At 63.4% G+C, this 16,318-nt stretch carries 10 protein-coding genes; all 10 read right to left on the bottom strand.

Annotation, left to right across the window (positions count from 1 at the left end):
• Nucleotides 1–5: 5 nt before the first annotated feature.
• On the bottom strand, nucleotides 6–302 hold the full coding sequence (gene rplW / locus ACTOWJ_RS16660; protein ID WP_441335735.1) for a 50S ribosomal protein L23: 297 nt from the start codon (nucleotides 300–302) through the stop codon (nucleotides 6–8).
• A complete protein-coding gene (gene rplD / locus ACTOWJ_RS16655) occupies nucleotides 299–904 on the bottom strand; it encodes a 50S ribosomal protein L4 (protein WP_441335734.1) in 606 nt (201 codons plus the stop codon). Before rplD ends, rplW begins: the two co-directional genes overlap by 4 nt.
• Nucleotides 905–906: 2 nt before the next feature.
• Nucleotides 907–1,563, bottom strand: a complete 657-nt coding sequence (gene rplC / locus ACTOWJ_RS16650; RefSeq protein ID WP_441335733.1) for a 50S ribosomal protein L3 — start codon at nucleotides 1,561–1,563, stop codon at nucleotides 907–909.
• Nucleotides 1,564–1,573: 10 nt separating this feature from the next.
• A complete protein-coding gene (rpsJ, locus tag ACTOWJ_RS16645; protein ID WP_027070119.1) occupies nucleotides 1,574–1,885 on the bottom strand; it encodes a 30S ribosomal protein S10 in 312 nt (103 codons plus the stop codon).
• A gap of 723 nt (nucleotides 1,886–2,608) precedes the next feature.
• Nucleotides 2,609–3,799, bottom strand: a complete 1,191-nt coding sequence (gene tuf, locus ACTOWJ_RS16640; RefSeq protein WP_441335724.1) for an elongation factor Tu — start codon at nucleotides 3,797–3,799, stop codon at nucleotides 2,609–2,611.
• A gap of 157 nt (nucleotides 3,800–3,956) precedes the next feature.
• On the bottom strand, nucleotides 3,957–6,077 hold the full coding sequence (gene fusA, locus ACTOWJ_RS16635) for an elongation factor G (RefSeq protein ID WP_441335732.1): 2,121 nt from the start codon (nucleotides 6,075–6,077) through the stop codon (nucleotides 3,957–3,959).
• Between the two features lie 144 nt (nucleotides 6,078–6,221).
• Nucleotides 6,222–6,689 carry a 30S ribosomal protein S7 gene (rpsG, locus tag ACTOWJ_RS16630; RefSeq protein WP_057943881.1) on the bottom strand — a complete coding sequence of 156 codons (468 nt, stop codon included), beginning with the start codon at nucleotides 6,687–6,689 and terminating at the stop codon, nucleotides 6,222–6,224.
• 80 nt (nucleotides 6,690–6,769) lie between these two features.
• Nucleotides 6,770–7,144: a 30S ribosomal protein S12 gene (rpsL, locus tag ACTOWJ_RS16625; RefSeq protein WP_036115437.1), complete on the bottom strand. Its 375-nt coding sequence runs from the start codon at nucleotides 7,142–7,144 to the stop codon at nucleotides 6,770–6,772.
• A 412-nt stretch (nucleotides 7,145–7,556) separates the two neighbouring features.
• Nucleotides 7,557–11,780 (bottom strand): DNA-directed RNA polymerase subunit beta', encoded by a 4,224-nt coding sequence (gene rpoC / locus ACTOWJ_RS16620; protein WP_441335731.1) that lies wholly within the window; start codon nucleotides 11,778–11,780, stop codon nucleotides 7,557–7,559.
• 120 nt (nucleotides 11,781–11,900) lie between these two features.
• Nucleotides 11,901–16,070: a DNA-directed RNA polymerase subunit beta gene (rpoB, locus tag ACTOWJ_RS16615; RefSeq protein WP_441335730.1), complete on the bottom strand. Its 4,170-nt coding sequence runs from the start codon at nucleotides 16,068–16,070 to the stop codon at nucleotides 11,901–11,903.
• Between the last annotated feature and the right edge of the window lie 248 nt (nucleotides 16,071–16,318).

Below are 16,318 nucleotides of genomic sequence, written 5' to 3'. Positions count from 1 at the left end.
GTTCCTCAGGCCTTGGCCATCACGTCGATCGACTGGCCTTCGGCCAGCTTCACGTACGCCTTGCGCCAGTCGGCGCGACGGCCCATGCGGTTCTTGAAGGCTTTTTCCTTGCCCTTCACGTTGACCACATTGACAGCCTCGACCTTCACGTCGAACAGCTTTTCCACGGCGACTTTGATGTCGGCCTTGGTAGCGTCCGTCGCCACTTCGAAGACGTATTGGTTGGAGACTTCCTGCAGACGCGCGGTCTTTTCGGACACGCGCGGTGCGCGGATGATGCTGTAGAGCTTGGCGTCGTTCATGCCAGCCACTCCTCGATCTTCTTGACCGCATCGGCGGTGAACACGATCGAATCGGCGCCGACGAGGGCCACCGGATCGAGTCCCTGCACGTCGCGGACTTCCACATAAGGCAGGTTGCGGGCCGAGAGGTACAGATTCTCGGACGCTTCCTCGGTGACGAGCAGCGGACGACGGCCGGCTTCCAGAGACTTCAGCATGGAGATCATGCCCGAGGTCTTCGGCGAATCCAGGTCGAGCTTCTCGACGACGGTGATGCGGCCCTGACGGTTCAACTCCGACAGGATCGCAGCGATCGCCGCGCGGTACATCTTGCGGTTCACCTTCTGGGCGAAGCTGCGCGGCTTGGCCGCGAAGGTCACGCCGCCGCCGACGAAGATCGGAGCCGTCAGCGCGCCATGACGCGCACCGCCGCCCTTCTGCTTCTTCGACTTCTTGGTGGTGCCGTTGACTTCCGAACGCGTCTTCTGCGCCTTGGTGCCGGCGCGGCCCGCGTTGCGGTAGGCCACAACAACCTGGTGAACCAGGTCTTCGCTGAATTCGCGATCGAAGATGGCGTCGGAAACCGACAGCTTCTTGTCGCTACCGTTGATGGCAAGTTCCATCGTTATGCTCCCTTGCTCGACGGACGGACGATCACGTCACCGCCCGGAGCGCCCGGCACGGCGCCCTTGATCGCGATCAGGCCGCGCTCGGCGTCGACCTTGACCACTTCCAGGCCCTGCGTGCTCTGCTGAACGGAACCCATGTGGCCGGACATCTTCTTGCCCGGAAACACGCGGCCCGGCGTCTGGCGCTGGCCGATAGAACCCGGCGAGCGGTGCGACAACGAGTTACCGTGGGTCGCGTCGCCCATGCTGAAGTTCCAGCGCTTGATCGTGCCCTGGAAGCCCTTGCCCTTGGTGATGCCTTGGACGTCGACGATCTGGCCCACTTCGAAGATGTCGGCCTTGATCTCGCCGCCCACTTCGAAAGCGCCGATCTTGTCGGCTTCCACGCGCAGTTCCCACAAGCCGCGACCTGCTTCGACCTTCGCCTTGGCGAGGTGACCGGCTTCGGGCTTGTTGACGAGCGCGGCGCGGCGCACGCCGACGGTCACCTGCACGGCGCTGTAGCCGTCGGTTTCCGTCGTCTTGATCTGGGTAATACGGTTCGGAGTGGCCTCGATGAGGGTCACCGGAACCGACTTGCCGTCTTCGGTGAAGAAGCGGCTCATGCCGGCCTTGCGACCGACGATGCCCAACGAATATTTCTTCGCGGTCATGGTAGGTGCCTCAGGTCAGCTTGATCTGGACATCAACGCCAGCCGCGAGTTCGAGCTTCATCAGCGCGTCCACGGTCTTGTCGTTGGGGTCGACGATGTCGAGCACGCGCTTATGCGTGCGGGTCTCGTACTGGTCGCGCGCGTCCTTGTCGACGTGCGGGGAGACGAGAATGGTGTAACGCTCGATCTTGGTCGGCAGCGGGATCGGGCCGCGCACTTGCGCGCCGGTCCGCTTGGCCGTCTCGACGATCTCGCTGGCCGAGCGGTCGATCAGACGATGATCGTACGCTTTGAGCCGGATCCGGATCTTTTGGTCCGCCATGACGGAATTCCTTGGTTAAAAGAGCGACGGGACGGCTTCTGGGTGCGCCGACCCCACGAAAACGCAAACACTCCAGGACAACACCCTCGCCCCGGAGCTTCCTTGCCTGGAAAAGCTAAGGCGGCCCGGTTTCCCGGCCCGCCCAGACTGAGTAGAACGCACGAAGGGCCCCATTAGCGTTCTTTGGATGCCGTGAACTTTTCAGTTCGGGGCCCAGAACGTATGGAGCGCTGCCGTGCGACATGTCCCTGTCTGGCGAATACGAGGTGCGTCCTGCTCCTCATTTCGCTGGTTGCGCCGCCCCGGCATAAACAGGGGTGGCACGGTGGTCGCGCATTCTACATGCATCCGATCGGAGAGTGCAAGCACCCTGCTCTCGGATCGTGAATGCGGGCCCCTGCCCTCTCCGGGCGGGACCTCGACTACCGGTTTTCCCAACCTCGGTCGCGGGACCGGGGTTGGGAAAACCGGCGACGGCTTGGGCCGTCGCGGGTTTACTTGAAGCGGACGAGATCCTGAGATCGTCGCCTTGAAGCATGACGCCAGAACCGAAGATCCGTCGCCACCGACTTTCGACCCCGGCCATCGCGCATAGCGCGATGGCGTTCGGCGCCACGCGACATGCGCTTCCACGCATGTCGCAAGCGGTGTCGCCTCACCCCCGCTTTCGCGGGGATGACGGTTTGACAAACCCAGGCGCGCGAGCGCGCACGGGTCAGTTCATCACTTGATGATCTTCGCCACCACGCCCGCGCCGACGGTACGGCCGCCTTCGCGAATCGCGAAACGCAGGCCTTCGTCCATCGCCACCGGGTTGATCAGCGACACCACCATCTTCACGTTGTCGCCCGGCATCACCATCTCCACGCCCTCCGGCAGCTCGCAAGCGCCGGTGATGTCGGTCGTGCGGAAGTAAAACTGCGGACGGTAGCCCTTGAAGAACGGGGTGTGACGGCCGCCTTCGTCCTTCGACAGCACATACACTTCGGCTTCGAAGTCGGTGTGCGGCTTGATCGAACCGGGCTTGCACAGCACCTGGCCACGCTCCACGTCGTCACGCTTGGTGCCGCGCAGCAGCAGACCGGCGTTGTCGCCCGCCTGGCCCTGATCCAGCAGCTTGCGGAACATCTCCACGCCAGTAACAGTGGTCTTCTGGGTCGGACGGATACCGACGATTTCGATTTCGTCGCCCACCTTCACGATGCCGCGCTCGATACGACCGGTCACCACGGTGCCGCGGCCCGAAATCGAGAACACGTCTTCCACCGGCATCAGGAACGGCTTGTCGATCGCACGTTCCGGCTGCGGAATGAAGGTGTCCAGCGCTTCGACCAGACGCAGGATCGACGGCACGCCGATTTCGCTCTGATCGCCTTCCAGCGCCAGACGCGCCGAACCGTGGATGATCGGGGTGTCGTCGCCCGGGAACTCGTACTTGGTCAGCAGCTCGCGCACTTCCATCTCGACCAGCTCAAGCAGCTCGGCGTCGTCCACCATGTCGGCCTTGTTCAGGAACACGACGATGTACGGCACGCCGACCTGACGCGACAGCAGAATGTGCTCGCGCGTCTGCGGCATCGGGCCGTCAGCGGCCGAGCACACCAGAATCGCGCCGTCCATCTGCGCCGCACCGGTGATCATGTTCTTCACATAGTCCGCGTGGCCCGGGCAATCGACGTGCGCGTAGTGGCGATTCTTCGATTCGTATTCCACGTGCGCGGTCGAGATCGTGATGCCGCGCGCCTTCTCTTCCGGCGCCGCGTCGATCGCGTCGTATGCCTTGAACTCACCACCGAAAAGCTCTGCGCCCACCTTGGTCAGCGCTGCGGTCAACGTGGTCTTGCCATGGTCAACGTGACCGATGGTGCCGACGTTTACGTGCGGCTTGGTGCGCTCGAATTTACCCTTAGCCATGATATGTCTCTCTTAAGTTCTGTGATTCGGGATTTGGGATTGGCGATCTAGAACGGCCCGATCCCTTACTGAATTGTTCGCGATGAAGAGCCGACCTAAGGCTTCGGGAGCAGTTAGGAACTCGCTTTCGCGAATCCCCGCCCCCGAATCCCGTCAATCAGCCGCCCTTCTTGATCACGGTCTCGGCGATGTTGTTCGGCGCCTCGGAGTAGTGATCGAATTCCATCGTGAAGGTCGCGCGGCCCTGGGTCAGCGAACGGATGGTCGTCGCGTAACCGAACATCTCGCCCAGCGGAACCATCGCGTTGATGGTCTTGCCCGACGGCGTGTCGTCCTGGCCTTGCAGCAACCCGCGACGACGGCTCAAGTCGCCCATCACGTCGCCGACGTAATCTTCCGGCGTCACGACTTCGACCTTCATCATCGGCTCCAGCAGGACCGGATCGGCCTTGCGGAAACCTTCCTTGAACGCCATCGACGCGGCGAGTTTGAACGCCATTTCCGAGGAGTCGACGTCGTGGTACGAGCCGAACACCAGCTTGACCTTGACGCCCACGACCGGGAAGCCGGCCAGCGGACCGCTGGTGATGGTTTCGCGCAGGCCCTTCTCGATCGCCGGGATGAATTCCTTCGGAATCACACCACCGGTGATGTCGTTGACGAACAGGAAATCGTTCTCGACGTCCTCGTTCGCGCGGTCCTTCTCGTTCATCGGCGACAGCTCGATCACGACGTGACCGTACTGACCCTTACCGCCGGACTGCTTGGCGTGCTTGTAGTCCGACTTGACGTCCGACTTGCGGATGGTCTCACGGTACGCCACCTGCGGCTTGCCGACGTTGGCTTCGACATTGAACTCGCGCTTCATGCGGTCGACGAGGATGTCCAGGTGCAGCTCGCCCATGCCGGCGATGATGGTCTGGCCCGATTCTTCGTCGGTGCGCACGCGGAACGAAGGATCTTCCTGAGCCAGGCGGCCCAGGGCGATACCCATCTTTTCCTGGTCCGACTTGGTCTTCGGTTCGACCGCCATCGAGATGACGGGCTCCGGGAAGATCATGCGTTCCAAGGTGATGATGTGATCCTGCGCGCACAGCGTGTCGCCGGTGGTCACGTCCTTCAGGCCCACGGCCGCGGCGATGTCGCCGGCGCGGACTTCCTTGATTTCGTCGCGCTGGTTGGCGTGCATCTGCAGGATGCGGCCCACGCGCTCTTTCTTCGACTTGACCGGGTTGTACACCTGGTCGCCCGAATTGAGCACGCCCGAGTAGACGCGGAAGAAGGTCAGCGAACCCACGAACGGGTCGGTCATGATCTTGAACGCCAGCGCCGAGAACGGCTCGGTATCCGACGCCTTGCGGCTGTCTTCCTTGTCGTCTTCATCGATGCCGGGAACCGGCGGACGATCGGACGGCGACGGCAGCAGGTTGATCACGCCGTCGAGCATGGCCTGAACGCCCTTGTTCTTGAACGCCGAACCGCAGAACACCGGCACGATCTCGACGCGCAAGGTGCGCGCGCGCAGACCGGCGACGATCTCTTCCTCGGTCAGCTCACCCTCGTTGAGGTACTTGTCCATGAACTCTTCCGAGGCTTCCGCCGCGGCTTCGATCATGAACGCGCGAGCTTCGTCGGCCTTGGCTTGCAGGTCGGCCGGGATTTCGCGGTACTCGAACTTGGTGCCCTGCGATGCGACGTCCCAGTGGATCGCCTTCATCTTGAGCAGGTCGACCACGCCTTCGAAGCCTTCTTCGGCGCCGATCGGCACCTGCATCGGAACAGCGTACGCGCCCAGGCGCGACTTCAGCTGCTCGACGACCTTGTCGAAGTTGGCGCCGGTGCGGTCCATCTTGTTGACGAACGCCATGCGCGGCACGGAGTACTTGTTGGCCTGACGCCACACGGTCTCCGACTGCGGCTGGACGCCGCCGACCGCGCACAGCACGAACACCGCGCCGTCGAGGACGCGCAGCGAACGTTCGACTTCGATGGTGAAGTCGACGTGCCCGGGGGTGTCGATGATGTTGAAGCGGTGCTCGGGCAGCGACTTGTCCATGCCCTTCCAGAACGCGGTGGTCGCGGCGGAGGTAATGGTGATGCCGCGTTCCTGCTCCTGCTCCATCCAGTCCATCGTCGCGGCACCTTCGTGCACTTCGCCGATCTTGTGGCTGACGCCGGTGTAGAACAGGATGCGCTCGGAAGTCGTGGTCTTACCGGCATCGATGTGAGCCATGATGCCGAAGTTGCGGTAACGCTCGATGGGAGTGGTGCGAGCCACGGGACCCTCTCGTAATAAGTTTTCGAATTCCAGATGGCCGGATGCCGCCTTATCGGCGGCCTCCGGTTCGCAAGGCGGCCTTTCAGCCGCCGCGGCAACATCTCATGCGGATGTTGCGAAGGCCCTGTCGCCAGGGCGCTTGGATCACCAGCGGTAGTGGGCGAACGCGCGGTTCGCTTCCGCCATGCGGTGGGTCTCTTCGCGCTTCTTGATCGCCGCGCCGCGGTTTTCCGAAGCGTCGAGCAGCTCGGCGGCCAGCTTGCGCGGCATCGAGCTCTCGCCGCGCTTACGCGCGGATTCGATCAACCAGCGCATCGCCAGCGCCATGCGGCGCGAGGTACGAACTTCGACCGGCACCTGGTAGGTGGCGCCGCCGACGCGACGCGACTTGACTTCGACCGACGGCGAAACGTTGGTCAGCGCCTTCTCGACCAGCTCAAGGGCGTTCGGATTCTTCTCTCCGATGACGTCCATTGCGCCGTACACGATCTTCTCGGCGACGGACTTCTTGCCGCTCTGCATGACCATATTGATGAAGCGCGCGATCGTCTCGCTGCCGTGCTTGGGATCGGGCAGAACCGAACGCTGAGGGGTGGAACCTTTACGCGACATGGTGCGTACCTATTTTCGTGATTCTTGACAGACGTGCTTGCGGGTGGCGGCGCCGGGCGCCGGCCTGGGCAGCGACGCGCTTAGGACTTCGGACGCTTGGCGCCGTACTTGGAACGGCTCTGGCGACGCTTGGCGACACCGGCGGCATCGAGCGAGCCGCGCACGGTGTGGTAGCGAACGCCCGGCAGGTCCTTGACGCGACCGCCGCGGATCAGCACGACCGAGTGCTCCTGCAGGTTGTGGCCTTCGCCGCCGATGTACGAAATGACTTCGTAACCGTTGGTCAGGCGCACCTTGGCGACCTTACGCAGAGCCGAGTTCGGCTTCTTCGGGGTCGTGGTGTACACGCGGGTGCAAACGCCGCGACGCTGCGGGCAGTTCGCGAGCGCCGGCGAGGCGCTCTTGTAGGTGGTCGCCTGCCGCGGCTTGCGGACGAGCTGATTGATGGTTGCCATCTAGAACTCTTGTATTGAGGGGCCGGGCGGCCGCTTCGTGAGAAACGAACGGCAAGCCGAATACACCCGACCTGCCGAGACGAAAAAGTATAGCCCGCGCTGAACGTCTCCGTCAACGCAGGCGACACGAACAAGCAGAACCAGCGCAAAGCTGCGCCGACTCCATACCTATTCGATTGATCCCGCCCTACCCTGGGCCGAACACTAGGCGCTCCCTGCGCCTAATTTCGTGATCTGGGATTCGACCCATACGGGTCGATCCGGTCAGCGACGATAGCACAATTTTGGGCATTTGCCAGCCCCCATCGCCGCAGGACCGGCCGGATTCCGCGCCGGCCGTCGTAACCGGCAAAAAACAAGGCGGGCATCGCTGCCCGCCTTGTTCTGCAACCGTTTGGAACGACGCCGACGCTTAGGCGTTGTCGTCGCCGGCCAGGGCTTCGACCGCCGGGGCCGCAACCTCGGCCACCGAGACCGGACCGGCCAGGGCTTCCATCTCCGAGTCGGTCAGACCCGACGCGTTCTTGCGACGCTGGGTGTGGTAAGCCAGACCGGTACCGGCCGGGATCAGACGGCCGACGATCACGTTCTCCTTCAGGCCGCGCAGACCATCGCGAGTACCGCGCACGGCGGCCTCGGTCAGCACGCGGGTGGTTTCCTGGAAGGAAGCCGCCGAGATGAAGGATTCCGTCGCCAGCGAGGCCTTGGTGATGCCCAGCAGGACCGGGTCGTACTTGGCCGGGATCAGGTTACGGGCCAACAGACGCACGTTCTCTTCGACGAAGCGCTGACGCTCGATCTGCTCGCCGTGCAGGAACTTGCTGTCGCCGTGGTCGGTGATTTCGACCTTACGCAGCATCTGACGGACGATCACTTCGATGTGCTTGTCGTTGATCTTCACGCCCTGCAGGCGGTAGACGTCCTGGATTTCCTTGGTCAGGTACACGGCCAAGGGCTCCACGCCCAGCAAGCGCAGGATGTCCTGCGGGCTCGGCTCGCCGTCCACCACGGTCTCGCCCTTCTCCACGTGCTCGCCTTCGAACACGATGATCTGGCGATACTTGGGGATCAGCTCTTCGTGCTCTTCACCGTCGGCCTGCTTGATGATCAGGCGCTGCTTGCCCTTGGTGTCCTTGCCGAAGCTGACGATGCCGGAGACTTCGGCGAGGATCGCCGGGTCCTTGGGCTTGCGCGCTTCGAACAAGTCGGCCACGCGCGGCAGACCGCCGGTGATGTCGCGGGTCTTCGACGCTTCCTGCGGGATCTTGGCGACCACGTCGCCCACGCCGACCGCGGCGCCGTCCTGCAGGTTGACGATCGAACGCGGCGGCAGCAGGTACTGCGCCGGCAGATCGGTGTTGGGGATCGACAGGTCCTTACCGTTCTTGTCGACGATACGCACGATCGGACGCAGGTCCTTGCCCTGCGAGCCGCGACGCTTGGGATCGGTGATTTCGCGCGACGCCAGGCCGGTCAGTTCGTCGGTCTTCTCGATCACGGTCACGCCATCGACGAAGTCGATGAAGCGAATGAAACCGGCGACTTCCGAAACGATCGGGTGGTTATGCGGATCCCAATTGGCGACGGTCTGGCCGGCCTTGATCTCGGCGCCGTCCTTGACCGCGACGGTCGCACCGTACGGCAACTTGTAGCGCTCGCGCTCGCGGCCGTGCGGGTCGAGCACCGACAGCTCGCCCGAACGCGACACCGCGACCAGATGGCCGTTGGCGTGCGCGACGTGCTTGAGGTTGTTGAACTTGATCGAACCGGTGGTCTTGACCGTGACGTTGTCGATCGCCGCAGCTCGCGATGCCGCACCACCGATGTGGAAGGTACGCATGGTCAGCTGGGTGCCCGGCTCGCCGATCGACTGAGCGGCGACGACGCCGACCGCTTCGCCGTGGTTGACCAGGTGGCCGCGGCCGAGATCGCGGCCGTAGCAGTTCGCGCACACGCCGAAGCTGCTGGTGCAGGTGATCGTGGAGCGGACCTTGATCGACTGGACGCTGGCCTCTTCGAGCTTGGCCACCCAGGCTTCGTCGAGCAGGGTGTTGCGGGTGACGATCGGATCTTCGTCGTTGCCCGGCAGGAACACGTCCTCGGCCACGACGCGGCCCAGCACGCGATCGCGCAGCGGTTCGACCACGTCGCCGCCTTCGACGATCGGGGTCATCATCAGACCTTCGAGCGTGCCGCAATCGTCTTCTGTGATCACCACGTCCTGGGCCACGTCGACCAGACGACGGGTCAGGTAACCCGAGTTCGCGGTCTTCAACGCGGTATCGGCCAGGCCCTTACGCGCGCCGTGGGTCGAGATGAAGTACTGAAGAACGTTCAGGCCTTCGCGGAAGTTCGCGGTGATCGGCGTCTCGATGATCGAGCCGTCGGGACGCGCCATCAGGCCGCGCATACCGGCCAGCTGGCGGATCTGCGCCTGCGAACCACGCGCGCCGGAGTCGGCCATGATGTAAATCGAGTTCATGGACTTCTGCGGAACCATCTTGCCTTCGGCATTCAGGACGGTATCGGTGCCGATCGCGTCCATCATCGCCTTGGCCACGCGCTCGTTCGTGCGCGACCAGATGTCGACGACCTTGTTGTAGCGTTCGCCGGCGGTGACCAGACCGGACTGGTACTGCTGCTGGATTTCCAGCACTTCAGTTTCAGCCTCGGCCAGGATGCCCTTCTTCTCGCCCGGGATGATCATGTCGTCGATGCCGATCGAAACGCCGGCGCGGGTCGCGTAAGCGAAGCCGGTGTACATCAGGCGGTCGGCGAACACGACCGTGTCCTTCAGACCGAGCATGCGGTAGCACGAGTTGATCAACCGGCTGATGTTCTTCTTGGTCAGCTCGGTGTTGGCCAGCGCGTACGGCAGGCCGTCGGGCAGGATCTCGCGCAGCAGGGCGCGGCCGACGGTGGTGTCGACGATCGAGGTCTTGGGCTCGCGGGTACCGTCCTCGTTGATCACGATCTCGCTGATGCGGACCTTGACCTTGGCGTGGATCTGCACGACGCGGTTGTCGTAGGCGCGCTTCACTTCGGCGACGTTGGCGAACACCATGCCCTCGCCCGCCTTGTTCTCCAGGGCGCGGGTCATGTAGTACAGACCCAGCACGACGTCCTGCGACGGCACGATGATCGGCTCGCCGTTGGCCGGCGAGAGGATGTTGTTCGACGCCATCATCAGCGCGCGCGCTTCCAACTGGGCCTCAAGGCTCAGCGGGACGTGCACGGCCATCTGGTCACCGTCGAAGTCGGCGTTGAACGCGGTGCAGACCAGCGGGTGCAGTTGGATGGCCTTGCCTTCGATCAACACCGGCTCGAACGCCTGGATGCCCAGACGGTGCAAGGTCGGCGCGCGGTTCAACAGCACCGGATGCTCGCGGATCACCTCTTCGAGGATGTCCCACACTTCCGCCTCTTCGCGCTCGACCAGCTTCTTGGCGGCCTTGATCGTCGTGGCGAGGCCACGGCGCTGCAGCTTGGCGAAGATGAAGGGCTTGAACAGTTCCAGCGCCATCTTCTTCGGCAGGCCGCACTCGTGCAGACGCAGGGTCGGGCCGACCACGATGACCGAACGGCCCGAGTAGTCCACGCGCTTGCCGAGCAGGTTCTGACGGAACCGGCCCTGCTTGCCCTTGATCATGTCGGCCAGCGACTTGAGCGGGCGCTTGTTGGTGCCAGTGATGGCGCGGCCGCGACGGCCGTTGTCCATCAGGGCGTCGACCGATTCCTGCAGCATGCGCTTCTCGTTGCGCACGATGATGTCGGGCGCATTGAGTTCGAGTAGACGACGCAGACGGTTGTTGCGGTTGATGACGCGGCGATACAGGTCGTTGAGGTCGGAGGTCGCGAAGCGGCCGCCTTCCAGCGGCACCAGCGGACGCAGGTCCGGCGGCAGCACCGGCAGCACGGTCATGACCATCCACTCGGGGCGGTTGCCCGACTCGAGGAAGGCTTCGACCAGCTTGATCCGCTTGGTCAGACGCTTGAGCTTGGTTTCCGAACCCGTCGAGGCGATATCTTCCTTGAGCTGCAGCATTTCGGCCTGCAGGTCGATCGTGCGCAGCAGGTCGTACACGGCCTCGGCGCCCATCGCGGCTTCGAAGTCGTCGCCGTGCTCCTGACGCGCGGTCAGGTACTGCTCTTCAGTCAGCAGATTGCCGCGTTCCATCGGGGTCAAACCCGGCTCGGTCACGACGTAGGCTTCGAAGTACAGGATGCGCTCGATATCGCGCAGGGTCATGTCCAGCATCAGGCCGATGCGCGAGGGCAGCGACTTGAGGAACCAGATGTGCGCGACCGGCGAGGCGAGGTCGATGTGACCCATGCGCTCGCGGCGCACCTTGGCCAAGGTGACTTCGGTGCCGCACTTCTCGCAGACCACGCCACGGTGCTTCATGCGCTTGTACTTGCCGCACAGGCACTCGTAGTCCTTGATCGGTCCGAAGATCGCGGCGCAGAACAAGCCGTCGCGCTCGGGCTTGAAGGTACGGTAGTTGATGGTTTCCGGCTTCTTCACTTCGCCGAACGACCACGAACGGATCAGGTCCGGCGAAGCCAGCGCGATCTTGATCGCGTCGAAGTCCAGCGCGGGACGCTGCTGGTTGAAGAGATTGAGCAAGTCTTTCATGTTTGACTCCGGGATTCGGGATTAGAGAGTTGAGATTCGTTAAAGCGGGGATCCGGAGGATCGGGACGGTCGGCTTTCGCCTTTACCAATCCCGAATCCCGAATCCCCAATCACCGCTTCTCAGTTCTCTTCCAGCTCCATGTTGATCGCCAGCGAGCGGATTTCCTTAACCAGCACGTTGAAGGACTCCGGCATGCCGGCGACCATTTCGTACTCGCCGTCGACGATGTTCTTGTACATCTGGTTGCGGCCCTGCACGTCGTCGGACTTCACCGTCAGCATTTCCTGCAGGGTGTAGGCCGCGCCGTAGGCTTCCAGCGCCCAGACTTCCATTTCGCCGAAACGCTGGCCGCCGAACTGCGCCTTGCCGCCCAGCGGCTGCTGGGTGACGAGCGAGTACGGGCCGGTCGAACGCGCGTGCATCTTGTCGTCGACCAGGTGGTTCAGCTTCAGCATGTGCATGTAGCCGATCGTGACCGGACGCTCGAACGCCTCGCCGGTACGGCCGTCGTGCAGCACGGCCTGACCGCTGCTCGGCAGCTCGGCGAGTTCGAGCATGCGCTTGATCTCGACTTCGGCCGCGCCGTCGAACACCGGCGTCGCCATCGGCACGCCGTCGATCAGGTTGTGCGCGAGCGTCAGCAGTTCCTCATCGGTGAACTGCTTCAGATCGACGCGCTGACCGTGCAGTTTCTGGTCGTGGTTGTAGATGTCGTCGAGGAACTTGCGCAGATCGGAAATCTTCTGTTGCGCCTCCAGCATGCGCTGGATCTTCTGACCCAGGCCCTTGGCGGCCCAGCCCAGATGCACTTCCAGGATCTGGCCGATGTTCATACGCGACGGCACGCCCAGCGGGTTCAGCACGATGTCGACGGTCTGGCCGTCGGCCGCGTACGGCATATCCTCGACCGGCACGATGGTCGACACGACACCCTTGTTGCCGTGACGGCCGGCCATCTTGTCGCCCGGCTGGATGCGGCGCTTGACCGCCAGGAACACCTTGACCGTCTTCAGGATGCCCGGTGCGAGGTCGTCGCCCTGGGTGATCTTGCCGCGCTTGTCGGCGAAACGACGATCGAATTCCTTCTGATGGACGTCGATCTGCTTCTGGGCGCGTTCGATCGCCTCGATCGCTTCCTCGTCCTTCATGCGCAGGGTGAACCAGTCGGACTTCTTCAAGCCGTCCAGCACCAGCGAGGTGACGGTGTCGCCCTTCTTCAGGCTGGCGCCGCCGTTGGCGATCTTGCCGATCAGCTGCGAACGCAGACGATCGTAGATGGCCGCTTCGAGGATGCGGAACTGGTCGTCGAAGTCCTTCTTGACCCGGCGGATTTCCGACTCTTCGATCTGACGGGCGCGCTTGTCCTTCTCGATGCCGTCGCGGGTGAAGACCTGCACGTCGATGACGGTGCCGTCCATGCCCGGGGGCACGCGCAACGAGCTGTCCTTAACGTCCGAGGCCTTCTCGCCGAAGATCGCGCGCAGCAGCTTCTCTTCCGGAGTCAGCTGCGACTCGCCCTTCGGCGTGACCTTGCCGACCAGGATGTCGCCGGCACGCACTTCGGCGCCGATGTAGACCACGCCGGACTCGTCGAGGCGGTTCAATGCCTGCTCGGAGACGTTCGGGATGTCGGCGGAGATTTCTTCCGGTCCCAGCTTGGTGTCGCGCGCCGAGCAGGTCAGCTCTTCGATGTGGATCGTGGTGTAGCGATCCTCTTCGACCACGCGCTCGGAGAGCAGGATCGAGTCTTCGAAGTTGTAGCCGTTCCACGGCATGAACGCGACCAGCATGTTCTGGCCGAGCGCGAGCTCGCCGATATCGGTCGAAGGACCGTCGGCCAGCACGTCGCCACGCGCGATCACGTCGCCGACCTTGACCAGCGGGCTCTGGTTGATACAGGTGTTCTGGTTCGACCGCGTGTACTTGATCAGGTTGTAGATGTCCACGCCGGCATCGGTGACGCCGGAGATTTCGCTCTCGTTGACCTTGACCACGATGCGGGCCGCGTCGATCTGTTCGATCGTGCCGCCGCGCAGCGCATTCACCGTCACGCCCGAGTCGCGCGCCACGGCGCGCTCGATGCCCGTGCCGACCAGCGGCTTCTGCGAACGCAGGGTCGGAACGGCCTGACGCTGCATGTTCGCGCCCATCAGCGCGCGGTTGGCGTCGTCGTGCTCCAGGAACGGAACCAGCGCGGCCGCGACCGACACGGTCTGCATCGGCGAGACGTCCATGAAGTGGATCTCGGACGGCGGCTTGAGCAAGGTTTCGCCCTGGAAGCGGCAGGCGACGAACTGGGCGGTGATCATGCCCTTCTCGTCCTGCGGCGCGTTGGCCTGGGCGATGACGTACTCGTTCTCTTCGATCGCCGAGAGGAACTCGATGTCGTCGGTGACCTTGCCGTCCACGACCTTGCGGTACGGCGTCTCGAGGAAGCCGTACTTGTTGGTGCGGGCGAACACGGCCAGCGAGTTGATCAGGCCGATGTTCGGGCCTTCAGGCGTTTCGATGGTGCACACGCGGCCGTAATGGGTCGGGTGCACGTCGCGCACTTCGAAGCCGGCGCGTTCGCGGGTCAGACCGCCCGGGCCGAGGGCCGACACGCGACGCTTGTGCGTGACTTCCGACAGCGGGTTGTTCTGGTCCATGAACTGCGACAGCTGCGAGGAGCCGAAGAACTCCTTGATCGCGGCGGCCACAGGTTTAGCGTTGATGAGTTCCTGCGGGGTCAAACCCTCGGACTCGGCCATCGACAAACGCTCTTTCACCGCGCGCTCGACGCGGACCAGGCCGACGCGGAAAGTGTTCTCGGCCATTTCGCCGACCGAACGCACGCGGCGGTTGCCCAGGTGATCGATGTCGTCGACCACGCCGCGACCGTTGCGGATCTCGGTCAGCACGCGGATGACGTCGAGGATGTCCGAGGTCCGGCCCAACTCGTTGCGCAGACGCACCGACTCCTCGTCCTTGCGCTCGGAGAAGTACTTGGCGTCGTACAGCACCGAAGCGCCGATCGTTTCCTTGCGGCCGATGCGGCGGTTGAACTTCATCCGGCCCACGCCCGACAGGTCGTAGCGCTCGAAGGTGAAGAACAGGTTGTGGAACAGATTCTGCGCGGCGTCCTTGGTCGGCGGCTCGCCGGGACGCATCATGCGGTAGATCTCGACCAGCGCTTCGAGCTGGGTCTTGGACGGATCGATGCGCAGGGTGTTGGAGATGTACGGGCCACGGTCGAGGTCGTTGACCCAGATGGTGCCGACGACTTCGATACCGGCCTTGCGGAACGCGGCCAGCTGATCTTCGCTGATCTCGTCGTTGGCCGAAGCCAGCAGCTCGCCCGACTTGGTGTCGACCACGTCATGCGAGAGGATGCGACCGACCAGGTACGCGTCCGGCACGGCCAGCGCGGCGATGCCGGACTGTTCCATCTGCTTGACGTGGCGCGCGGTGATGCGCTTGCCGGCTTCGACGATGACCTTGTCGCCGTCGGCCAGATCGAAGTCCAGGGTTTCGCCGCGCAGACGCTCGGAGACCAGCTCCCACTGCACGCCCTCGGGCATGATGTGGAAGGTGTTGACCTCGAAGAACTCGGCGAGCATTTCGGTGTTGTTGTAACCCAGCGCGCGCAGCAGCACGGTCACCGGCAGCTTGCGGCGACGGTCGATACGGGTGAACAGCGCATCCTTCGGGTCGTACTCGAAGTCGAGCCACGAGCCGCGATACGGAATGATGCGGGCGCTGTAGAGCAGCTTGCCCGAGCTGTGGGTCTTGCCGCGGTCGTGATCGAAGAACACGCCCGGCGAGCGGTGCAACTGCGAAACGATGACGCGCTCGGTGCCGTTGACGATAAAGGTGCCGTTGCCGGTCATGAGCGGAATCTCGCCCATGTAGACCTCCTGCTCCTTCACGTACTTGATGGCCTTGGTCGAGGACTCGCGGTCGTAGATCACCAGGCGCACGGTCACGCGCAGCGGAGCGCCGTAGGACAGGCCGCGGTTACGGCATTCGCGTTCGTCGAATACCGGATCGCCGAGCTTGTAGCCCACGTACTCGAGCGCAGCGTTGCCGCTGTAGCTGGAGATCGGGAACACCGACTTCAGCGCGGCATGCAGGCCGCGGTCGGCGCGCTTGGCCGGGTCGGTGTGTTCCTGCAGGAATTCGCGATAGGAGTCGACCTGGATCGCGAGCAGGAAGGGGACTTCGAGGATGGATTTGCGCTTACCGAAATCCTTGCGGATGCGCTTCTTTTCGGTGAACGAATATTGCTGCGTCGTGGAAGCTGTGGTCATGGTGAGCTACCGCCTCGATTAGCTTAATGAGCCGAGAAATACGCCTGACAGCGTGTTTCCGGGCGAACCGCGCGTCCGCGGTTCAGGGGACTAATGACTGAAAACAAAATTGCCAGTGGGAAGTCGCTGGTATTGCCGGCACCAGCACGCCTTATCCCGCTACTTCCAACTGCCAACTCGGGTGAAGCCGGGATTCAGGATTCGATATTCGGGATGCTCAAGCCGTGGCTTTTGCGAATCCCGAATCC

It is taken from the genome of Lysobacter sp. CA199, assembly GCF_052078715.1.
Taxonomy (GTDB): Bacteria; Pseudomonadota; Gammaproteobacteria; order Xanthomonadales; family Xanthomonadaceae; genus Lysobacter.
Note: the sequence above shows the minus strand (reverse complement) of the source record. Positions and strands in the feature narration are given on the sequence as shown.